Origin of the sequence: Candidatus Burkholderia verschuerenii (assembly GCF_001189365.1) — a bacterium.
GTDB classification, from domain to species: domain Bacteria; phylum Pseudomonadota; class Gammaproteobacteria; order Burkholderiales; family Burkholderiaceae; genus Caballeronia; species Caballeronia verschuerenii.
This window is the reverse complement of the sequence record NZ_LFJJ01000095.1, coordinates 1-22,506: the sequence shown is the minus strand read 5'-3', so window position 1 is coordinate 22,506 and position 22,506 is coordinate 1. Positions and strand designations below refer to the sequence as shown.

Below are 22,506 nucleotides of genomic sequence, written 5' to 3'. Positions count from 1 at the left end.
CGCCGCGCGATCCCTGACCATCCGCGCGCCGCGGCAACCCGATTACTGAAGGAATTACGATGAGCTGGCTCGACAAATTGTTGCCGCCGAAGATCAAACAAACCGATCCCAAAAGCCGCAAGGGCATCCCGGAAGGGCTATGGGTGAAGTGTCCGTCGTGCGAGGCCGTGCTGTATCGCAACGACGTCGAGGCGAATCTGCACGTTTGCCCGAAGTGCAGCCATCACATGCGGATCGGCGCGCGCGAGCGTCTGGATCATCTGCTCGATCCGGAAGGCCGCTATGAAATCGGCCAGGAAGTCGTGCCGGTCGACGTGCTCAAGTTCAAGGACAGCCGCAAGTACCCGGATCGCATCAAGGAAGCGATGGACGATACCGGCGAAACCGACGCGATGGTCGTCATGGGCGGCGCGATTCACACGCTGCCGTGCGTGGTCGCGTGCTTTGAGTTCTCGTTCATGGGCGGCTCGATGGGTTCGGTCGTCGGCGAACGCTTTGCGCGCGGCGCGCGTAACGCGCTCGAACAGAACGTGCCGTTTATCTGTTTCACGGCATCGGGCGGCGCGCGCATGCAGGAAAGCCTGCTGTCGCTGATGCAGATGGCCAAGACCACGGCGCTGCTGACCAAGCTGTCCGACGCCAAGCTGCCGTTCATCTCCGTGCTGACTGATCCGACGATGGGCGGTGTGTCCGCGAGCTTCGCGTTCCTCGGCGACGTGGTGATCGCCGAACCGAAGGCGCTGATCGGCTTTGCCGGCCCGCGCGTGATCGAACAGACGGTGCGCGAAAAGTTGCCGGAAGGTTTCCAGCGCGCGGAATTCCTGCTGCAGAAGGGCGCGGTCGACATGATCACGGACCGTCGCAACCTGCGCGCGGAGCTGGCGCAACTGATGGCGCTGATGACGCGGCAACCCGCCGACGCCGTCGCCTGATATCGACAAACGGTGCGCCGCCGCGCGTGAACCACGGGTTCCGCGCGGCGTTTTTGTTTTTGCTATCTCGAAAATGAATACATTCCCCACACTCGACGCGTGGCTTGCCCATCTGGAAGCGGCGCATCCGGTCGGCATCGACATGGGCCTGACGCGCATCGGCCGCGTCAAGGACGCTTTAGGCCTCAGCTTCGAATGCCCGGTCATCACGGTCGGCGGCACGAATGGCAAAGGCTCGACCTGCGCGATCATCGAAGCGATCCTGCTGAAGGCGGGGTTTCGCGTGGGTTGCCATACGTCGCCGCATTTGCTGGCGTTCAACGAGCGCGCGCGCATCGATGGCGTGGATGCCAGCGAGGCGGACCTGCTGCCGCATTTCGAGGCGGTCGAGAAGGCGCGCACGAGTCTGCCCGAACCGGTGTCGCTGACGTACTTCGAATTCACGACGCTCGCGATCCTGCATCTGTTCGCGTCGCGCAAACTGGATGCGGTCGTGCTGGAAGTCGGGCTCGGCGGGCGGTTGGACGCGGTGAATATCGTCGATACGGATTGCGCGGTGGTGACGAGCATCGACATCGATCACACGGACTATCTGGGCGATACGCGCGAGAAAATCGGCTTCGAGAAAGCCGGCATTTTCCGCGCGGGCAAACCGGCCGTTTGCGGCGATCCGCAGCCGCCGCAGAGCCTGGTCGATCATGCGGAGGCGATCGGTGCGGATCTGTGGCTGGTCGGCCGTGATTTTCGCTACGAAGCGCAGCCGGGCAACGAGCGTCAGCAATGGAGCTACCTCGGACGCGAACAGCGGCGCTCCGCGCTGGCTTATCCCGCGTTGCGCGGCGCGAATCAGCTGATCAATACGTCGGCGGCACTCGCCACGCTCGAGGCTTTGCGCAGCCTGCTGCCGGTTTCGGCGCAGGATATCCGCCTCGGACTCGCCAATGTGGAACTCGCCGGGCGCTTTCAAGTGCTGCCGGGCAAGCCGCAAATCATTCTGGATGTTGCGCACAACCCTCACGCTGCCGCCGTTTTGGCACAAAATCTCGGCAACATGGGCTATTTTCCGTACACTTACGCGGTGTTCGGTGCGATGGGTGATAAAGACATCGAAGGCATCGTGTCGCGGTTGACGAGCGAAGTCGATTACTGGAATGTCGCCGCGCTGCCCACGCCGCGCGCTGCCACGCCGGATCAGCTGGAAGCCGCGCTGCGTGAAGCCGGTGTCAACGAAGGCCCCGACAGCAGCGTTTCACGGTTCGAGACCCCCGTCGATGCATTTCGAGATGCGTTAAATCGGGCGTCTGAAAATGATAGAATTTTGGTCTTCGGCAGTTTCTACACGGTAGCCGGCGTCATGGCTTACCGGAAATCGCAGCATCACTGAGGCGACTGGCCCCAGCGCCTCACGCACCAAGCCATACATGGGACTTTTCTCGTTCGGCAAGAAAGACGATTCCGGTCGCGACGCATACTCCGACTCACCGCGCGGCGCGCGTCACACCGTCCGCACGGAGCGCCGCACGCGCAGGACCGAGCGCACCGATGCCGACGCGATGATGCTCGACCCCACTCTGCCGGAAAAGCAGCGCGCGCGGCGACGTCTGGTCGGCGCGATCGCGCTGGTGCTGGCCGCCGTCATCGTCCTGCCGATGGTGCTGGATTCGCGCCCGAAGCCCGTCACCGACGACATTTCCATCGATATCCCGAATCGCCCGGCGCCGGCCGCCAAGCCGTCGCGCGCCGCCGCCGCCGCACCGAAGGCCGACGCCAAGCCGGCCGCGACGCCGAAGCCCGCCGCCAAGCCGCAAGCCGACGAATCGACAGAATCCACGCAAGCGCAAGCCAAGCCTGCCACGCCGAGCGCGCCGTCATCGGGCGCGGCCGGCAGCCGCTTCGTGTTGCAAATCGGCCAGTTCGACGACGAAACGGCAGCGCAGAACTGGGTCAACAAGTTGAAAGCCGCGGGCGTGCCCGCATATCTCGAGCATCGCAAGCTGTCCGATGGCGGCACCAAGTCGCTGCTGCGCGCGGGTCCGTTCCCGGATCGCGCGTCGGCGGAAGCGGCACTCGCGAAGGTGCGCCGGGCAGGTCTCGGCGGCGGCGCGCGGCAATCGAACTAAGCGCAGTCGATGTTTACGTTTTTCGACTATGCCGTGATGGCGGTGATCGTCCTGTCGGCGCTGCGCGGAATGTGGCGCGGCCTCGTGTCCGAAGCGTTCGGACTGGTGGGCTGGATCGTCGCCATCCTGATCGGCGGACGCTTCGTCGGGCTGGTGGTGCCCTATATTCCGTCGACCTGGCCGGGCGGCCAGTTGACGCAATGGCTGGTGTCGTTTCTGCTGGTCGTCGGCGCGGTGTTGCTGCTGTCGCAGGTGCTGTCGGCACTGCTGACGCGCATCACCGAAGTGACCGGCCTGCGCGGCGTCGACCGCTCGCTCGGCCTGCTGTTCGGCCTCGCGAGAGGCGCTATATTGGTGGTGATTCTGGTCGCCCTGGCTGGCTTGACCGAACTGCCGCAAATGGAATTTTGGCGCGATGCGCTGCTGCGACCGACGGTCGAGCAGAGCGTGCGCCTGTTGAGACCGCTGCTCCCCGATACGCTCGCCGCGTATGTGCATGTGCCCGAAGTCCCGAGCGACTAGGCGCAAAACCCAGCACAATAGACGAACGGCCAGCTACACGAGAACGCGCGACGGCTAGGCCGTTCGCTCAATCGATTGTGCCCCGCTTGCGGCCCAATTTTGAGAGAGCGGCCGAGTCCGGCAACGCCTCATCTACCGTTTCGACTCTTTGAAGGACCATGCCATGTGCGGCATCGTAGGTGTAGTTTCGCAGAGCCCCGTCAACCAGCTGATCTATGACAGCCTCCTCCTGCTGCAGCATCGCGGCCAGGACGCGGCGGGGATCGCCACGGTGAACGGCAACATCTTCCACATGCACAAGGCCAACGGCATGGTGCGCGACGTGTTCCGCACGCGCAACATGCGCAGTCTGCCGGGCAATGTGGGCATCGGTCAGGTGCGTTATCCGACGGCGGGTTCCGCGTCGAGCGAGGAAGAAGCGCAGCCGTTCTACGTGAACGCGCCGTTCGGCATCATCCTCGCGCACAACGGCAATCTGACCAACTGGCAGCAATTGAAGGACGAGATGTTCCGCATCGACCGGCGGCACATCAACACCGCGTCCGATACGGAAGTCCTGCTCAACGTCTTCGCGCACGAATTGCAACTCGCGAGCTCGGGTCTGCAACTCGATGCCGCCGCGCTGTGGAAAGCCGTCGCGGGCGTGCATCGCCGAGTGAAGGGTTCGTATGCGATCGTCTCGCTGATCGCGGGTTACGGGCTGGTCGCGTTCCGCGATCCGTTCGGCATTCGTCCGCTCGTGCTCGGCAAGCTTGAGACGTCGACGGGCGTGGAGTGGATCGTGGCGTCGGAGTCGGTGGCGATCGAAGGCATCGGCTTCGAATTCGTGCGCGACGTGGAACCGGGCGAAGCGATTTTCATCGACAGCGACGGCAATCTGCACAGCCATCAGTGCGCGGAAAAGCCGCTGCTCAATCCGTGCATTTTCGAACTCGTGTATCTCGCGCGGCCGGATTCGTGCCTTGACGGCGTGCCGGTCTACAACGCGCGTCTGCGTATGGGCGACTATCTCGCCGAGAAGATCAAACGCGTGCTGCCGGATGTCGAGATTGACGTGGTGATGCCGATTCCCGATTCGTCGCGTCCCGCGGCGATGCAGGTCGCCGCGAAACTCGGCGTCGAGTATCGCGAAGGCTTCTTCAAGAATCGCTATGTGGGCCGCACGTTTATCATGCCGGGCCAGGCGGTGCGCAAGAAGTCGGTGCGTCAGAAGCTCAATGCAATGGCGATCGAGTTCAAGGGCAAGAATGTGCTGATCGTCGACGATTCCATCGTGCGCGGCACGACTTCGCATGAGATCGTGCAGATGGCGCGCGATGCAGGCGCGAACAAGGTGATCTTCGCCTCCGCCGCGCCGCCGGTGAAGTTCCCGAACGTGTACGGCATCGACATGCCGACGCGCGGCGAACTGGTGGCGCACGGCCGCAGCGACGAGGAAGTGGCGCGCATGATCGGCGCGGATTATCTCGTCTATCAGGATGTCGAAGACCTGAAGAGCGCGATTCGCGACATCAATCCGAATCTCAAGGAGTTCGAAGCATCGTGCTTCGACGGCAACTACATCACGGGCGATATCACGACCGATTATCTTGATCGCATCGAGAGCGCGCGTCTTGCACCGCAATCGCAATCGCAATCGCAATCGCAATCGGATCGCGATGCGGCGAGCGACGCGCAGGAAGGCGGCATTTCGCGTTCGCAATTGCACTTGCAGTTGTCGATGGAATAAGGCGTTTCGGCGCTGTTCGAAAGCCCGCTCGTTCGATAGGACGTGCGGGCTTTTTTACTACGTCTAGGCGCGGCAACGCCATTGCCCCGGCGACACGCCGAAGCGCTTCGAGAACGCATGCGTGAACGCGCTTTGATCGGCGAATCCGACATCGAGTGCGACATCCGACAGCGTCGCGCGCGGATCGGCCAGCAACGCCAGCGACGTATCCAGCCGCAAGCGATGCAGATACCGATGCGGCGTCTCGCCGAACGCTTCGTTGAAGAGCTGATGAAAGCGCCGCATGCCGAAGCCGCAATGCGCGGCGAGATCGGCGATACGCAGCGGCTCGGAAAGATGCGCGCGCAGCCAGCGGTCGATGCGCGCGAAGTCGAGTCCGCGCATGAGATCGAGCGCGTGCTCGCGATCGGCGTCGGCCATCAGGATGCTGCATAGATGCGTGGCGGCTTGCCACGAAAAACGGCCGGGCAGCGTGAGGTCGTCGGCATGCGCGCGCAGCGCGATATCCGCGACGAGTTGCGTCATGCCGGCATCGAGTTCGACGGTGCGCGCGCGTTCGAAAAAACGGCGCGGTATCGCGACCGACGACGCGGGCAAGTCCAGCACCAGTTGCCGGTTCTCGCCCTCGGCCCAGTAATCGTGCGATGCGCCCGCCGGGATGATCCACGCGCGGCGCGCATCGATGCTCGCTTCGAGCCCGTCCACCGCCATGCCCATCGCGCCGTCGAAGCCGAGCACAATCTGATGGAAGTCTTGCAGATCCGTCGCCGACACCGCCTGATAGCGGCGCAGCGTCACGGAAGGACGATGGATGGTGTGGACGTGGCTCATCGCGAGCGATGAGCGACTCAAACGTCGAGCAGTTCCACTTCGAACACGAGCGTGGCGTTCGGCGGAATCACGCCGCCCGCGCCGCGCGCGCCGTAGCCGAGTTGCGGCGGAATCGTCGGCGACGCATGCCGCCGACCTTCATGCCCTGCACGCCTTCGTCCCAGCCCTTGATGACCATGCCGCCGCCCAGCACGAATGCGAACGGGTCGTTGCGGTCCTTGCTCGAATCGAACTTCTGGCCGTCGGTCAGCCAGCCCGTGTAATGTACGCTGACGGTCTTGCCCGCGACGGCTTCGGCGCCGCTGCCTTCCGTGATGTCTTCGTATTTGAGGCCGGAATCGGTCGTGACAATCGCCATGTTGGGTTGCTCCCTGGTTGCCCGGCCATGAAGCCATGTGCCGGTAGTCGAAACCGATATTGTAGTTCGTCGACGGGAAGCGGTCAGGCGGCGCGCTGACTTCACCGACTACTTTCACCAGCGCGTCGGAGTGCTCGCGCTTGGCGTGGCTCGGCTTGCCGCGCGACGTCCGTGCGGGCGCGACGCTTTGCTGCGCCTGCGCATCGAAGGTTTCGCGCGAGAAGCGTCGCCGGAAGGCGCGGGTGAGGCCGTCGAGCGGAACATCGGGCGCGGCGACGATGCGTTCGACCATCGCGTTCGCATCTTCGGCGGGGAACAGCAGGCTCGGCGGCAAGTAAGCGTCGAGACCCGATACGCGCGATGCCACGATCGGCCGTCCCGCGAGCACCGATTCGATCATCACGAGCGGCACGCCTTCATACGCGGACGGCAGCACGAGCACATCGCTCGCGATGATGTACGGCAGCACGTCGACTTGCGGCCCCGTCATCTTCACGCACGCGCTCAACACCGGACTCGCGTCGATGCGCGCCTTCAGCGACCGCGCGTCCGCGCCTTCGCCGACGATCAGCACGAGCGTATTGCTGAACGCGCCTGCATGACGTTCGATCGCGTCCATCAGAAAGTCCTGACGCTTCTGCGCAAAATTCACGCGGCCGATATGCGCGACGATGCGTCTGCCGTCATCCGGCAAGCCGAGCATGACGCGCGCGTTGTGCTTGTCGAGCGCCGAATGATTGAAGCGATCGTCGACGTAGTTTTCGAGCGTGGTCGTCAGCGTGTTGGGCGCGAGACGATTGAGCTTGCCGCGCAGATGTTCGTTGAGCGTGACGTATTCGTCGGGCAGGCGATACAACGCGCGCTTGATCAGCCACTTGATCGTCTTGATGCCGCCTTCGTTGACGGGCGCTTCATCGACCAGCGGCAGATACGTCACCGCCTTCACGCCGGCGAGCCGCGCGGCGAACAAGCCCGCGAGTCCGGACGCGATCGTGCCTTGCGCGATCAACAGCTTGGGCAGTTGCAGCGCGCGCAGCAACGCCGCCGTCGATCGCGTCATGCGCGCTATCGCGATCATGTCGCCCTGAATCGATTCGGCGGTATAGGAAAGCGCGTGCAGCCTGACCTTCGGATGCGCGTGCGCCAATGCTTCGACATGCCGATACAGTTCGACGTTGAGCCGTGACACGAGAACATGAAGCGTATCGATGTCCGCGCTCGCGATGAGCGCTTGCATGTAGCGCTTGAGCATCTCTTCGTGACCGCCGTTGATCCCCGAGTCGCAGTAGATTCCCAACTTCACCAGCCGTCTCCTGTGCTTGGGTGGCACCTTGGCAGCGCGCCTCGTCGATGAACAGCATGAACCGGCTCATGTGTGCCGTCCATCGGAGATTGATAGGGACCATGCCGCGTCGTCCGAGGCTTGCACGCGTGTAAGCAAATGCGTTGCGGAGCTCGGGAGCGGGCATTTCATGTGTGCGCCATAAGCGGCGAGAGACTCAATGCCTGCGATGAACCGCCGGGCATGGAACTTACGATTGCGTTATCTGCATTCTGTCGACGTGAGCCTTTACAAGCCGCGTGGCAACACGTTCACGCATTTCGATCGATCGTTCGTCAGACGATATCGCTCGTCGAATCGTTAGACAGGGTATCCTACCGATACGTTAGCCGCTCAAAGCACTTGCTTCAGTGCGCGACGCCACATACAGGCGATTCGATTGCGAGTAGGACGTTAAGCTAATCGACAGAAATCCCTAAGTTTTCCCGAGCAGATCGACTTGCGTGCGCCGAGTGTGATGCACGAATCGCGCCGGGATCACGAACCCGCGCTTTCGGTGGTGATGGAACGCTTGAGCAGCGGCACGCCTTCGAGGTGAAGCGTGAATGCCATCGCCGCCGCGATCGATGCTTCGACGACCAGCACCGTCGCCGCCGCGCCCTGTTCGCCGAAGAGCTTGGCGAGCACCGCGAGCAAGCCGAAGTTCAGCACCGCCGACGCGATCAGCACGCGGCTGAACGCGGTCTTCAGGCCGAGCGGCAGCATGGTCTGAACGCCGAACAGATCGGAGAGGCCGGACATCAGCGGCACGAAGGCCATCCAGTGCAATACGTCGATGGTCGGTTCGAACTGCGGTCCATACAGCAGCTTCACCGCGAGCGGCGCGCCGAAAAAGATGCACACCGAGATGAACGCGACGATGCTTCCCTGCAGCACGAACATCTTGCGCAGGAAAGCAAACGCGTCTTCGCGCGCGTGATGCATAAGGAAACTCACGCGCGGATACGCGGCCGTCTTAAGCGGCTGCAACATGCCGAGCGCGGCGCGGATCAGCTTGTCGCCCGCGGCGAAGTAACCGGCCGCGACGTTGCCCGAGATGAACGTCAGCAGCACGATATTGCTCGACGCATAAATCTCGACGAGCGACGTCGCCATGAACACGCTCCAGCCTTCCTTCAGGCGATGCAACGCGGTCTTGAGCGAGACCGGCACGAAGTCCAGTTCGCGTTTGAAGTAGAGATACGCACAGATCGCGATACCGGACAGCAATGGCACCAGCGCATTGACGAGCATCGCGTGATAGACGTCGTCGCGATGACGCACGAACAGATACATCGCCGGGACGCTCAGCGCGCGGCCCGCGAACACCAGAATGCTGATGGGACCGAGATCCTCGATGCCCTGGAAATACCACGTGGGGATCAGCATCGCGCCGACCGCCATGCCGAAGCCCGTCAACAACAGTGCGCGATTTTCCGCGAGATGCGGCACGGCGAACGTGAGCGCGAGCAGAAACAGAAAACCGGCGACGGCCAGCACGCTTTGCGCGGCCATCGTTTCCCAGAAGACGCGCGAGCGCATCGCGCGATCGTCCCGATTGATGGACACCCTGGGCGTCGCCGTCAGCGAGAAGCTGAAGTTCGTCAGCGTGATGAAGTACGCGGTGAAGGCAAGCGCGAAGGAAAGCCGTCCATATTCGTTCGGACCGAGCACGCGCGCGAGCCACGGCAGCGTCAGCAGCGGTGCCACGTAAGTGGACACCTGCAGGGTCATCAATATCGTGAAGTTCTTTCTGAACGATGCCATCGAGCGCTGGTTCCCCGGCTTGAGCGATTGAATACGAATGACGCACCAGAGGTCGTCGTTTGATGTGTTGGTCGCGGGAGCGGCCCGTCGTCAGGCGCGGGCCAGGAAGGTTCGCATATTCGGGCTACCGTGTCGCGGCCCGTAGCGCGTGTGTCGGATCGAGCGTCGTCTCAGTGACGCGAGGCGTTCTGTATGAATCATTTAAAAGCAATTGAAACGAACGCTCAGTGGGATGGCCCACGCAAGACCTTTGCCAGACGAGCGCCCGGCTCTTGAATCTGCCGGGAAACGCTGGTATGCGCGCGACTCGCCCGAAACCCCGAACGATCGGGCGGCCAAGTATGACGCTTGCTTGCCCAAGCCCCGGCGATCCTGCCGGCACGCGCGGCGCATCAGGATCGAACCGTCACATATAATGGCCTGCACAAAGACTTGCAGGGTTTGCCCGCACGACATTTTCGCGTGATCCGCAGCATGTGTCGTGAATTCCGAAGCCATTAACCGCAACCTCAATAAAAGCAAGGATACAAAATCGTGACCACGTCTTTTTCCGGTTCGGTCGATACCGGCACGCAGTCCAGCGATGGGTCCGTGGCAGGAAATGACGGCGTGCTCGTGCTGGATGCGGCGCAACGCTGCCTCTCCGCCGATGCCGTCTTCGCCCACGTATTCGACGTCGATCCGTCATCCCTCACGGGCCGCATGCTGGGCGAGACCGCGCCGCTCGCCGCCGCGCTCGCCATGGCCGCCGATGCCGCGCTCGCCGGCAACGGCACGCGTCGCGCGCAAGTGGTCATCGGCGAGGACGAGACGATGCGCACCTTCAGCGTGCTCGCGCTGCCGGGGCCGCAATCCGTCACGCTGATCGTGTCGCCATGCGCGAACGCGGGCGGCAGCGACGAAGTGGCGTCGCGTATCGCGCATCTGCGGGCCGAGGTCGCGCTGTTCATGCGCGATCACGTGCTGTCGATCGTGTCGCACGATCTGCGCGGTCCGCTCAACGCGATCCACAGCTGGGGCTACGTGCTCGAACGCAAGGTCGACGCCAACGATCCCGCCTCGCAACGCGCGCTGACGGGCATTCGTTCGGGCGTCGAGCAGCAGGTGAAACTGATCGAACAAACCGTGGACGCAACGCGCGCCGAAACCAAGGCGGTCGCGCTCAAGCTCGCGCCGGTGGCCGTGCGTCCGGTTTTGGAGCGCAGCGCATCGCTGGCGCGCGCGGGCGTGGCCAATGCGCGTGGCGTGACCATCGCGCTCGATTCGCCGCTCGCCGAGGAACAGGTCGAAGGCGACGCCGAACGTCTGATGCAGACCTTGTGGCTGATGCAGGCGTTCGCCGCCGAAGCCAGCCCGCGCGACGCGCAAGTGAGCGTGCCGAGCAATATCGAAGGCAACATGTGGCGCACGGACGTGCGTTTCACGGCATCGGCGCAGGCGCTGAAGGATGCCGCGTCGCCGCACGTGCTGGAGGCGTTCTCGCGGCGTCAGGCGCTGGAGCCGCGCGAAACGGGCCGCATCGCGTGGGGCCTGGCGCTGTGCAAACGCGTGTCGGAGGCGCACGGCGGCGCGTTCGAGCACACGGATATCGTCGATGGCGGCGAAGTCACGCTGTCGGTGCGTATTCCGGTCGCAGGGATGTAGCGCGATGTAAATTGACTTTCGATTGCCTGTCGCCCATATACTGACGCTTTCCATTCTCAGAGAGAGTTGCTTTGGCTCAGGTTGTCGCGCTCATCGGCGCATTGTTGCTCGTCGCCCTGAACGGTTTTTTCGTCGCGGCGGAGTTCGGACTCGTCAAACTGCGGGCGACGCGCGTACAGGCCATCGCGCGCAAGAACGGCTTGCCGGGCCGCTTGCTCGCGAAGGTGCACGGGCAACTCGATGCCTATCTGTCCGCGTGTCAGTTGGGCATTACGCTGGCATCGCTCGGGCTCGGCTGGATCGGCGAGCCCGCTTTTGCCACGTTGTTGCATCCGCTGTTCGATCTGCTGGGCATTCAGTCGGAGAAGCTGGTCGAGTCCATCTCGCTGTTCTTCGCGTTCTCCGTCATCTCCTTTTTGCATATCGTCCGTCGTCGGCGAACTCGCGCCGAAGTCGTGGGCCATCCGCCGCTCGGAACAGGTCGGGCTGTGGCTCGCCATGCCGCTCTACGGCTTCTACTGGCTGATGTATCCGTTCATCTGGGTGCTGAACTCGAGCGCGAATTTCGTGCTGCGTCTGTTCGGCATGTCGGGCGAGCACGGCCACGACACGCATTATTCGACCGACGAGCTCAAGCTGATTCTGCGCGGCCGGCATATGGGCGGCGCGTCGTCGTATAACGAGGACGAGTGGAAGACCATTGCGCATTCGCTAGATTTCAGCCGCATGACGGTGTCGGACCTGATGCGGCCCGCGCACGAACTCGTCGGCCTGCGCGACGACCTGCCGATGCGCGACAACCTCGCGACGATCTCGCGTCACCGTTTTTCGCGTTATCCGCTGTATGCCGATGCATCGGGCGAGCGCGTGGTCGGCATGATCCATCTGAAGGACTTGCTGCTGGCGGGCGATCGAACGGGGCGCGGCTTCAATTTCAGCCTGTCGAAAGAGGCCGACAAGATCGACAAGCTGTCGCGTCACGTGCGACCGGTGCAATACGTCGCGCCGAATCTGTCGGCGCTCGAACTGTTCCGGCGCTTTCGCAAGGGCGCGCCGCATTTCGCGATTGTCGGCAGAAAGGGTTTCAAGCCGATCGGTTTCATCACGCTGGATAACCTGCTGGGCGCGCTGGTCGGCCAGATTCACGACGAATTACGTCAGGGCGATGCCGACTGGTCGCGCATGGACGACGGCACGCTGATGGGCAAGGGCAGCTTGCCGGTGGTGTCGCTGGAGCGCGCGCTGGGCATCGATATCGACGAAGGGCGCGCGGAATCGGTCGGCGGACTCGTCATCAACGCGCTCGGCGATCTGCCGACCGAAGGACAACGCGTCGAATTCGACCGTTTCGATATCGTCGTGAAGAAGATGAAGGGCCCGCGCATCGTGCTGGTGCGCGTTTATCCTCGCGAGGAAGCCCTCGAAGAAGCGGATTGAGGCCGCGCATTAAGGCCGATCAAGCTTTCGGCACGCCTTCTTCCACCAGCAGCGCGACGGGCATCACGGCGAGCGCGTCGCGAATCAGCAGGCGCGCGCCTTCCGCCTTCGGCGCGTTCTGACTCAACCAGTCGAACAACGCGCGCGAATGCAGCGCTTCGGGCAGCACGATCGACGTATCGCCCCACTTGTGCGGATCGACCAGCGGCACGTCGCTGGTCGCATCGAGCAACGGCGCGGCGAGGCGCGTCGCGATCGTGACGGCATAGGCGCTGCCCGCATGACGCGCGTACGCAATCACATGCTTCGCCTGCTCGCCCTCGACCTTCAACGGAATGTAATCGCCCTGTGCGAATAGCGACTCGCAATGCTTGCGCAACGCCAGCGCGCGCCGCACGATCGCGAGCTTCACGCGTCCGTCGCGCCAGTTCGCGAGTTGTTCGGACGGCGGCCCTTTCGCTTCGATATCCGCGAGCCATTCGCGGCGCTGGTCGTAATCGACCGGACGGCGATTGTCCGGATCGACCAGGCTGAAATCCCACAACTCCGTGCCCTGATACAGATCGGGCACGCCGGGCGACGTGAGCCGTAGCAAGGTCTGCTGCAGGCTGTTCATCGCGCCGAGCGGCCCGATGCGGCCGACGAACGCCGACAACTCGCGCAGAAAGCCCTCGCGACGCTGCGGCGCGACGATATCGAACAGAAAGTCCTTGCACGCGTTCTCGTAGGCTTCGTCGGGCGCGAACCAGCTCGTGCGCAGCTTCGCTTCGCGTAGCGCTTTCAACTGCCATTGCGCGACGCGTTCCGCGAGTTCGTGCACGCCGGCGGCATCGTCCGGATCGAGCGTGAGCGGCCAGCAGCCGACCAGCGTCTGATAGAGCATCGCCTCCGCAGCGGGACCGGGCGACCAGTCACCGTTGGTGATCGTTTCGCCGTGACCGCCTTCGGGACCGCGCCGCAAGGGCGTGTTGAGCGTCGACCATTGTTTGAGCGTCGCGGCCCATTCGTCGGGAATCTGGCTTAACGCGGCGATGCGCGCGCGCACGTCTTCGCCGCGCTTGTGATCGTGCGTGGCGGTGCAGAGCATCGCGTGCGGAAACGCCGTGAAGCGCTCCTGATTGCCGTCGTGGAATTGCTCGACGGACAGCGAGAATTCGCCCGGGTCCGCGCCGACTTCGTTGCGCGAGATCAGCCGGCCATAGCGATAACACGCGGTGTCTTCGACAGCCTTCGCTGCAACGGGCGATGTCAGTTGCGAGAACAGCGTCTGCGCGGCGCGACGCTGCGATCCGCTTGTCGGCGGCGGATTCTGTCCCGCTGGCGCCTGCGCATGATTGCGATCGCGATTGCGGTCCGCCGTGCGATCGCGCGGGCACTCGGTGCGTTCGCTACGTTCGCTACGTTCCGGCTGCGATGCCGGCGCTTCGTCGGGCAGCTTGCCGCCGAGCCATTGCGCGACCTGTTCGAGCACCACATGATCGGCACGCGCAAGCGATGCCCGCGCGGCGTCCAGCGCCTGCGAGAAATAGCGCTCGTCTTCCGCGCTGCGCACGCCGCCGACCGGATAGATGCGATACACCGGAAAATGCACCACCAGTTCCGTGACCACGCGACGAATCGACGTGAAGGTGAAATCGCGCGTGGTCTGCGCATCGCGTGCGAAACGATGCAGCGCGCGCGTCACGCGATCCAGTTCCGCCGCGAGATTTTCCGCGAGGATCTTGCGACGCGCGATCAGCGCTTCCTCCGCGAAACTCGAGCTGCGGCCGGTCAGTTCCGCCCACAGCGCCGCGAGCGGTTGCGCGCCGTCCGGATCGTGCAGCAGCGCGCCGACGTCGTTCATGAAGTCGTAGCCGGTGGTGCCGTCCACTTGCCAGTCGCGCCGCAAGGGTTCGCCGCGCGCGAGAATCTTCTCGACGACGAAGTACGTGCGGCCATTGCCGTGCCGCAAGGCTTCGGGACGTTGCGCCGGCAATTCCTCCAGCCGCGCGCGCAGACGTTGCGAGTATTCGCGCGGTTCCGCGAGGCCATCGACGTGATCGACGCGCACGCCGTCGATCAGTCCTTCGGTGAAGAGCCGGAAAATCAGCGCATGCGATGCCTCGAACACTTCGGGCCGCTCCACGCGCACGCCGCCGAGCGTGCTGACGTCGAAGAAGCGCCGCCAGTTCACTTCGTCGGCGGCGGTGCGCCACCACGCGAGCCGGTAGTGCTGACGTTCGAGCAGCCGATGCAGACGCTCGCGCCCGGTTGGCGTATCAGGCGCGTGCGCGGCGAGGATCGCCTCGATCGCGGCCTGGCCGTCCTCGGTCTGCGCGATGGTCGCGAGCGCGGTGCGGGCATCGGCGGCGCGGGGTTGATCGGCGGGTTGCGTCGTGAGGCCGCTGAAGCGTTGCGCGAGTTCGGGCGCTTCCTGCATCACCGCGGGGTAATCGACCGGGCAGACCGGAAACACGTTCGAGTAGTACTCGATGACGAAGCGGCCTTCGTCCGCGCGATACGCGAGCTTGATCTTGCCCGCCTGCAATTCCTCGCCGTAAGCCGCGCCGAGAAACGGCGCGAGCACCTTGCCGCGCAACGCCGGATCGGGCGAATGCCAGTCGACGTCGAAGAAATGCGCGTGCGCCGCGTGGCGTCCCCACTCGAGTATGTCTTGCCACCATGCGTTTTCCGCGCCGCCCACGCCCATGTGGTTCGGCACGATATCGACGATCAGGCCCATCTCATGTTCGCGCAGCTTCTCGACGAAGCGGCGCAAGGCTTCTTCGCCGCCGAGCTCGGGATTGACCCGCGCGTAATCGACTACATCGTAGCCGTGCGTGGAGCCCGAAGTGGCGGTCGTGATCGGCGATGCATAGGCATGGCTCACCCCGAGCGATGCGAGGTAGTCCACTTGCGCGGCGGCATCGTCCAAGGTGAAGCCTTTGTGAAGCTGGAACCTGAGCGTGGAACGCGGTACGGTCATGGTGAGTCCGCTTGTCGTGACGAGTCAGTATTGTTGGGTTATCCTGAACGCTTGCGCGCGTCGTCTACCGCTTGCAAGCGATCACAAAAGGCGTCGTCGAGAAACAGCTCGTCGACGGGTTTCGTCAAACGCCGGCGCCAGTTCGGATGCTCGTCGATGGAGCCGGGCAAATTCGGCTGCTCGACCAGCGCCAGCAAATCTTCCAGCGGATACGTGACGAGCGGCGCGGGCGTCGCGGCCACGAAGGCCAGCGCTTCGTCCACGGGCGCATGGTCGATATCCGGAGCATCGACATCGGCGGGCGCGATCTGCGCATCCTGAAACGCGCGCCACAAATGCCTGCGATCCTCGCCGCGTTCTTCCAGCGCGACTTCCACCGCATCGCGACCGTCGGCGCGCGCCATCGTCTGACCGATTTTCGAACGCCACACGATGTCCTCGCCGCGCCACCATCCGGTGACGGTCGGCAGGTCGTGCGTCGTCGTGGTCGCCGTGACGCCGCCATCCCAGTCGCGCGGCGGCTTGAAGCCATCGCCTTGTTCCGTACGCTCGAACCACAATACGCGGATGCCTAGCAATCCGTGCTCCTGCAATCGCTCGGTGAAACCGGGCGGCACGGTGCCCAGATCTTCGCCGACGACGATCGCACGATACCGCCACGATTCCAGCGAAATCAGACGGAGCAGGTCGTCGAGCGGATAGCGCAGATACGAGCCGTCCTTCGCGCTTTCGCCTTCAGGCACCAGCCACAGGCGGCGCAAGCCCAGAATATGGTCGATGCGGATGCCGCCGCCCGCGCACTTGAACGCGCAACGCAGCATGTCGATGAACGCGGAAAAGCCTTGCGTGCGCATTGCGCGGGGAGAAAAGGTCGTGAGTCCCCACGATTGACCCGCCTGATTGAAAAGATCGGGCGGCGCGCCAACCGACACGCCCGTCAGCATTTCCTCGCGATACGACCACGCATGACTGCCCGCGCTGTCGCAGCCGACCGCGAGATCGGCGACGAGGCCGACGGCCATGCCGGCATCGCGCGCGGCGTGCTGCGCGTGCGTGAGTCCCTTGGCGGCGAGCCATTGCGTGAAGAGATAAAAGCGCACTTCGTCGCGATGCGCTTCCGCGAAGGCCGTCACCGCCTCGCTGCGCGGGTCCTGCAATTCGTCGGGCCAGTTGCGCCAGTGTCCATCGCCATGCCGGGCGATCTGTTCAGCCTGCAAGGCCTCGAAGCGCGCGTGATCTTCGAGCGGCCGTCCGCCGTCCTCGACAAACGAAGCAAAGTCCTTGTGCAAAGGCGATGCTTCATCTTTCGAGAAGGTTTCGAACAACGCGCGCAGGATCGCGAGACGCACTGTCATGGCGCGCGGCCAGTCGATCAGCGTCAGCGCTTCGAGCGCGTCGAATTCGCTTTTCACGCCGGCTTTTTCGATGGCCGCGCGCGCGGCGGGCGCACCGAGCACCGCCGCTAAATCGATATGCGCGATGTTCAGGAACAGTCGCGACGACGGCGAATACGGGCTGAACTTGTTCGGCTCGGCGCTGAACATCGCGTGCATCGGGCTGATGGCGACCGCGTGACCGCCGCGCCGCGCGGTTTGTGTCGCGAGCGTCGCCAGCGCCGTGAAATCGCCGATGCCGCCATCGCCCACGCGTCGCAGTCCGTAGACTTGTGCCGCGACGCCCCACAACGGCGGCGCGTTTTCGTCGGTATCGTTCAGCGCGCGCCAGGCATCGTCGATCGTGTAGCAGCGCGTGGGCGCGACGGCCAGCGTCGTGCGATGGTCGTTGATGACGAGCGTGTGATAGCCCGGCTCCGAGATCGGCGAGAGCAGGGCGGTTTCGCCCTTCGGCGTCGTGAATCGTCCGTCGATGACTTCGCCGCTTTCCATCTCGATGCGATAGCGCGCGCCCGATTTCGCCGCCGACACCGGCAGCGCGATCGCGCGATCCACTTCCGCCGTGATCAGCGGCGGCAGCTTGCGGCCGGTCGTTTCGGCATCGATCGCGGCCATGCTCTGCTTGATCTGCGTGGCGTTGCCGCACGGCAGCCCGAGCTTTTCCAGCAGGATGCGCAGCGTGGTTTCGGGCACGCGCTGCATCTTCTTGTGCGCGTTTTGCCATTCGACTTCGAAGCCGGCGCGCGCGGCGAGTGCTTCGATCGGGCTCAGCGTGGCGGCGTCGCCCGTTTTGGTGGTGGTCGCGCTCACGTTCTGTTTCCCCCCGCGTGCGACGGCTCGAAACGGCGCGCGTCGTTGGCGATGGCGAACTGGTTCACTTCGCCCGTCAGCCACGCGAGGAACGTGTGGCCGCCGAGTTCGCCGTCGCTTGCGCGATCGCAGGCGCGCGCAGGCGTCTCGAACACGAGCTTGCCTTGCGGCGCGTCTTTCAGCGCGACCGGCTGCGCAGCGAGATTGAGCGCGATGCTGAGCGTCTCGCCGTCGCCGAGTTTCCAACGCGCGATCAGCGCCTTCTCGCCGAGCACATCGACGCCGAGCGACTTCGTGCCACGCAGACGCGGCGCGATCAGCTTCGCGCGCACCGTTAGCGCCGAGCGATAAAAATGCAGCCACGCGAGCCGATCGGCTTCGTCCTGCTTGCCGCCGATTTGCGGCGACGACATCGCGAAGGTCTTCACGCTGTTCGGATCGGGAATCGACGCGCGCTTCTTTTCATCGGTGAAAGCGGAAAACTTCGCGAACTCGCGACGACGGCCTTCGCGCACGGCATCGGCAAGTTCGTCGTGATAGTCGGTGAAGAACAGGAACGGCTGCGTTGAACCGTATTGCTCTTCCATGAACAGCAGCGGAATTTGCGGCGACAGCAGCAACAGGCCGGTCGCGGCGTAGAGCGCTTCGTCGTCGGTCAGCGAGCGCAGACGATCGCCCATTGCGCGATTGCCGACCTGATCGTGATTCTGCAAAAACATCACGAAGGACGTGGGCGGCAGATGCGCGCTCGATTCGCCGCGCGGCGCACCATCGTGGATCGGCGACGGATCGCCCTGATACGCGAAGCCTTCCGAGAGAATGCGCGCGAGCTTGTCGATCGGCTTGTCGCTATACGCGCCGTAGTAGCTCTCGTCCTCGCCCGTCAGCAGCACGTGCAGCGTGTTGTGCGAATCGTCGTTCCATTGCGCGTCGAAATGCGTTTCCAGCAGATTCGCCGTGTTGCGCTCGTTTTCCAGCACCAGATGCACATGACGTCCCGCTTCCACCGACGAACGAATGCGGTCCGCCAGTTGACGCAGCCATTCGTCATCGTCGATGGCATGCACCGCATCGAGGCGTAAGCCGTCGAAGCGATATTCGTTGAGCCAGTACAACGCGTTATCGAAGAAGAAGTCGCGCACTTGCGGACGCTCGAAATCGATTGCCGGACCCCACGGCGTATTCACGCCTTCGCGGAAAAATGTCTTTGCATAGGTGCTCAGATAGTTTCCGTCCGGGCCGAAGTGGTTGTAGACCACATCGAGAAAGACCATCAGGCCGAGACCGTGCGCGGTGTCGACGAGCGTCTTCAGTTCGTCGGGATGACCGTACGACGAGTCGGGCGCGTAGGGCAGCACGCCGTCGTAACCCCAATTGCGCGTACCGGAAAAATCGTTGAGCGGCATCAGTTCGATGGCGGTGACGCCGAGTTCGGGAAGACGCGCGGTGACGCCCTTGTATCCGCCCATCGTGCCGACATGCAACTCGTACAGCACAGTTTCTTCCCACGGGCGGCCATGCCAGTTCGTGTTCGTCCATTCGTAAGCGCGCGGATCGATCACCTCGCTCGGGCCGTGCACGTCTTGCGGCTGAAAGCGCGAAGCGGGATCGGGCACGGCCAAATCTTTATCAATTCGATAACGATACAGTATCCCCGCGCCGCCGTCGACTTCCGCTTCGAACCAGCCGTCGCCGGCGCGCTGCATATCGACGAGTTCGGGCGCGTCGCTGCCCTTGCGTTGAACTTCCACTTGCAGCGACTCGCGCGACGGCGCCCAGAAACGAAAGCGCGTGCGAGGGTTCTCGCATTTCGTGCCCGTGAGATGCGCGCCGAACGGCAGGCTATGCACGTGATGATGCTTGTGCGGATCGATCGGACGTTCTGACGATGTGAGTGCTTGTATGCTGCGCGTGCAGCGAAATTCCCGTTCGGTTTCGACGAGCCAGCCGGATGGGGTTGCCTGCGGATAGTGACTGCGTTCACTGCGTCTGATCGATCTCGGGCGGTCGATGCGGAACCATCGTTCCCGGGTCGGGCGGCAGCGCCGTGAGCAGACGCGGCCCCTGATACGGCCCCGCCATCCAGACGGCTTGCCAGTCGGCGTCGCCGGTCGGCTGCGCGAGCAGCACCACGATGCTGTGCGCGGCGACTTCGAGCTCGGCGCCGCCCACCAGCGGATGTTCGACCGCATTCGGTTCCGCGCTATCCAAGAGCACATTCCATTCCAAGTGCGGCGCGGGCGGCGTGAAAGCCAAGCTTTGCGCGAAAGCGTTGAACATGAGGAGAATCACATCGATTTCGCCGTTCAGGCCGGGACCTGCTCTTCGCAATGTCAGCGCGCGGCCTTCGGGGTCCTGCCATGCCTCAATGGTCAGCGCATTGCCGCGTTCGTCGAACCAACTCACGTCGTAGAGGCCCGGCAGCACTTCGCGATCGCCGTAAAGGAAGCGCGTTTCGCGCAGCACCGGGTATTTTTTGCGCAGCGCGATCGTGCGCGCGATGAAATCCGTCATGGTCTGGCTGGCGTGTGCGCGGCGTCCCAGTCGATCCACGAGATTTCGTTGTCTTGACAGTAGGCGTTGTTGTTGCCGCGCTGGGTGCGTCCGAACTCGTCGCCGCCGAGCATCATCGGCGTGCCGAGCGAGAGCAGCGTCGTGGCGATCATCGAGCGCGCGTGACGTTCGCGCAGATCGAGAATCGCGGGGTCGTCGGTCGGGCCTTCCACGCCCCAATTTGCGCTGCAGTTTTCATTATGACCGTCGTTATTGCCTTCCTGATTGGCCTCGTTGTGTTTGTGCGTGTAGGCGGTCACGTCCGCCAATGTGAAGCCGTAATGTGACGCGACGAAATTGACCGATGCCCACGGCTTTCTGAAGTGCCGATTGAACAATTCCGCCGAGCCCGTCAGACGCGCGGCGAGATCGGGCCGCATGCCGGCGTCGCCGCGCCAGAAACGTCGCACGCCGTCGCGATACTTGTCGTTCCATTCCGCGAAACCCGGCGGATGATTGCCCACCTGATAACCATCGGGGCCGATGTCCCACGGTTCGGAGATGAGCTTACGCGTCGAAAGAATGGGGTCTTGTCGAATAGCGTCGAAGAAGCCGGAGCCGGGATCGAAGCCGTGGCCTTCGCGCCCGAGCGTCACGCCGAGATCGAAACGAAAGCCGTCGATATTGAACGCGGTGCACCAGTAGCGCAGCGAGTCCATCAACATTTGCAGCACGCGCGGATGCGACAGGTTCACGGTGTTGCCGCAGCCGGTCTCGTTGATGTAATGCCGCTCGTCGCCGGGAATGAGGCGGTAATAGCTCGCGTTGTCGAGCCCGCGCCATGACACGGTCGGGCCGAGTTCGTTGCCTTCGCAGGTGTGGTGACGACGTCGAGAATCACTTCGATGCCTGCCGCATGCAGTTGCCGCACGGCGATGCGCATTTCGTTGAGGCGATGCGTCGACAGATACGACGGCTCCGGCGCGAAGAACGCGGCCGTATTGTAGCCCCAGTAATTGCGCAGTCCGCGTTCGACGAGAAAGCGGTCGTTGAGAAACGCGTGCACCGGCAAAAATTCGACGGCGGTAATGCCGAGTTTCTGCAGATGCTCGATGAACCAGGGCGACGACAGCGCGGCGAACGAGCCGCGCTCATGCTGACGAATATCGCCGCGACACATCGATGCACCGCGCACGTGCGTTTCGTAGATGATGGTTTCGCCCCACGGCACATCGGGACGCACGTCGCGCGACCAGTCGAAGGCGTCGTCGGTGACGATGCATTTGGGCATCGCGGGCGCGGAGTCGCGGCGATCCAGCGACATGTCGAGCCGATTCGAATGCACGCGATAACCGAACAGGGCATCGGACCATCGCCACGGACCGACGAGCTTTTTCGCGTACGGGTCGAGCAGCAGCTTATGCGGATTGAAGCGATGTCCGTGCTGCGGCTGGATACGGACCGTGCGCGCGAAAGCCGTACACGATGCCCGGATGCGCGCCTGGCAGATAGCCGTGCCAGATTTCGTCGGTGCATTCGGGCAAGTCGAAACGCATCAGTTCCTTGCGGCCGGTGCTGTCGAACAGGCACAGTTCGATGCGATGTGCGTTCGATGAAAAGACCGCGAAGTTGACGCCTAGTCCGTCCCAATTGGCTCCGAGCGGGTAGGGTGCGCCCGGGAGTAATTTGTCGGGGAGTGCATTTGGCATATTTCCCAATCCTCTGGTTTTTTTGCTTGCGCGCGGGGGTTAGTTTAGGCGGGTTTTTTTTGTGGTGCTTTGTCGGGTGTTGTGCGGGAGCTCTTGCGCTTGGTTTGGGGTATGGGTCTCTTGTCGTGCGGTTTTTGCAGTAGCCGCCTCCCCGGCGGAGGGGTCACTTTCTTTGCGGCGGCAAAAAAAGTAACCAAAGAAAGCCGCTTGGCCGATCCTAAGCACCTTCTTGAGCGGCCGCGGCACAGGAATTTAGACTTGGCACAGCAGTAGCGAGTGTTCGCGCCGTGTGTCTGGGCGCTGGTTCCCATGCGATCACCGCTTTCTCGCCCACCCTGGTAACGGTCCACTTCGGCTTACTCCGGCCTCACTACGCGGCTGGTTTAGGGCCGTTTGGGCCACCGGCAGATGATCTGCGAAACGACCTTGCACACGACATCATTTAGATCGTTATTCGGCCCTACCTCGGTTAGC

Annotated in this window: 11 protein-coding genes and 4 pseudogenes; 7 read left to right on the top strand and 8 right to left on the bottom strand. The window is 63.4% G+C overall.

All coding sequences use genetic code 11. The annotated features are described in order from the left end of the window. Window positions 1-59: 59 nt before the first annotated feature. The 5 genes from accD to purF all read left to right on the top strand — a co-directional run bounded on the left by accD (window position 60) and on the right by purF (window position 5,303). Complete coding sequence (accD, locus tag BVER_RS16790; RefSeq protein WP_050454278.1) at window positions 60-932, top strand: acetyl-CoA carboxylase, carboxyltransferase subunit beta; 873 nt, start codon at window positions 60-62, stop codon at window positions 930-932. 73 nt (window positions 933-1,005) lie between these two features. Further along, window positions 1,006-2,316, top strand: a complete 1,311-nt coding sequence (folC, locus tag BVER_RS16785) for a bifunctional tetrahydrofolate synthase/dihydrofolate synthase (protein WP_050454277.1) — start codon at window positions 1,006-1,008, stop codon at window positions 2,314-2,316. Window positions 2,317-2,353: 37 nt separating this feature from the next. Continuing rightward, a complete protein-coding gene (locus tag BVER_RS16780) occupies window positions 2,354-3,052 on the top strand; it encodes an SPOR domain-containing protein (RefSeq protein ID WP_050454276.1) in 699 nt (232 codons plus the stop codon). Between the two features lie 9 nt (window positions 3,053-3,061). After that, the gene (locus BVER_RS16775; protein ID WP_050454275.1) at window positions 3,062-3,574 is read left to right on the top strand and encodes a CvpA family protein; all 513 of its coding nucleotides are present in this window, start codon (window positions 3,062-3,064) and stop codon (window positions 3,572-3,574) included. A 163-nt stretch (window positions 3,575-3,737) separates the two neighbouring features. Next, window positions 3,738-5,303, top strand: a complete 1,566-nt coding sequence (gene purF, locus BVER_RS16770) for an amidophosphoribosyltransferase (protein WP_050454274.1) — start codon at window positions 3,738-3,740, stop codon at window positions 5,301-5,303. 63 nt (window positions 5,304-5,366) lie between these two features. Here the strand turns inward: purF and BVER_RS16765 are convergent, their stop codons facing one another. The 4 genes and pseudogenes from BVER_RS16765 to BVER_RS16755 form a co-directional block, all read right to left on the bottom strand. Then, entirely contained in the window at window positions 5,367-6,134 is a 768-nt protein-coding gene (locus BVER_RS16765) for a helix-turn-helix domain-containing protein (protein WP_050454298.1), read from the bottom strand. 17 nt (window positions 6,135-6,151) lie between these two features. Further along, window positions 6,152-6,492: pseudogene (locus tag BVER_RS30260) on the bottom strand (FKBP-type peptidyl-prolyl cis-trans isomerase). 286 nt (window positions 6,493-6,778) lie between these two features. Next, window positions 6,779-7,195, bottom strand: a pseudogene (locus BVER_RS33975) (glycosyltransferase family 4 protein); the annotation flags it as partial. 1,116 nt (window positions 7,196-8,311) lie between these two features. Then, window positions 8,312-9,580: a flippase gene (locus BVER_RS16755; protein ID WP_050454273.1), complete on the bottom strand. Its 1,269-nt coding sequence runs from the start codon at window positions 9,578-9,580 to the stop codon at window positions 8,312-8,314. Between the two features lie 534 nt (window positions 9,581-10,114). On the opposite strand from BVER_RS16755, the gene BVER_RS16750 reads away from it, so the two are divergent. Continuing rightward, window positions 10,115-11,224 (top strand): sensor histidine kinase, encoded by a 1,110-nt coding sequence (locus BVER_RS16750; protein WP_332309121.1) that lies wholly within the window; start codon window positions 10,115-10,117, stop codon window positions 11,222-11,224. Window positions 11,225-11,295: 71 nt separating this feature from the next. Beyond that, window positions 11,296-12,661, top strand: a pseudogene (locus tag BVER_RS16745) (hemolysin family protein). Window positions 12,662-12,680: 19 nt separating this feature from the next. Here BVER_RS16745 and treY read toward each other — a convergent pair. The 4 genes and pseudogenes from treY to glgX form a co-directional block, all read right to left on the bottom strand. Then, on the bottom strand, window positions 12,681-15,626 hold the full coding sequence (treY, locus tag BVER_RS16740; protein WP_050454272.1) for a malto-oligosyltrehalose synthase: 2,946 nt from the start codon (window positions 15,624-15,626) through the stop codon (window positions 12,681-12,683). Window positions 15,627-15,664: 38 nt separating this feature from the next. Further along, window positions 15,665-17,830, bottom strand: a complete 2,166-nt coding sequence (malQ, locus tag BVER_RS16735; protein ID WP_050454271.1) for a 4-alpha-glucanotransferase — start codon at window positions 17,828-17,830, stop codon at window positions 15,665-15,667. After that, the gene (treZ, locus tag BVER_RS16730; RefSeq protein ID WP_232316591.1) at window positions 17,827-19,680 is read right to left on the bottom strand and encodes a malto-oligosyltrehalose trehalohydrolase; all 1,854 of its coding nucleotides are present in this window, start codon (window positions 19,678-19,680) and stop codon (window positions 17,827-17,829) included. Before treZ ends, malQ begins: the two co-directional genes overlap by 4 nt. 130 nt (window positions 19,681-19,810) lie before the next feature. Next, a pseudogene (gene glgX, locus BVER_RS16725) lies at window positions 19,811-22,032 on the bottom strand (glycogen debranching protein GlgX). Between the last annotated feature and the right edge of the window lie 474 nt (window positions 22,033-22,506).

Coding starts and splice junctions, on each gene's coding strand:
- accD (WP_050454278.1), top strand. CDS start 60: ATGAGCTGGCTCGACAAATTGTTGCCGCCGAAGATCAAACAAACCGAT.
- folC (WP_050454277.1), top strand. CDS start 1,006: ATGAATACATTCCCCACACTCGACGCGTGGCTTGCCCATCTGGAAGCG.
- BVER_RS16780 (WP_050454276.1), top strand. CDS start 2,354: ATGGGACTTTTCTCGTTCGGCAAGAAAGACGATTCCGGTCGCGACGCA.
- BVER_RS16775 (WP_050454275.1), top strand. CDS start 3,062: ATGTTTACGTTTTTCGACTATGCCGTGATGGCGGTGATCGTCCTGTCG.
- purF (WP_050454274.1), top strand. CDS start 3,738: ATGTGCGGCATCGTAGGTGTAGTTTCGCAGAGCCCCGTCAACCAGCTG.
- BVER_RS16765 (WP_050454298.1), bottom strand. CDS start 6,134: ATGAGCCACGTCCACACCATCCATCGTCCTTCCGTGACGCTGCGCCGC.
- BVER_RS16755 (WP_050454273.1), bottom strand. CDS start 9,580: ATGGCATCGTTCAGAAAGAACTTCACGATATTGATGACCCTGCAGGTG.
- treY (WP_050454272.1), bottom strand. CDS start 15,626: ATGACCGTACCGCGTTCCACGCTCAGGTTCCAGCTTCACAAAGGCTTC.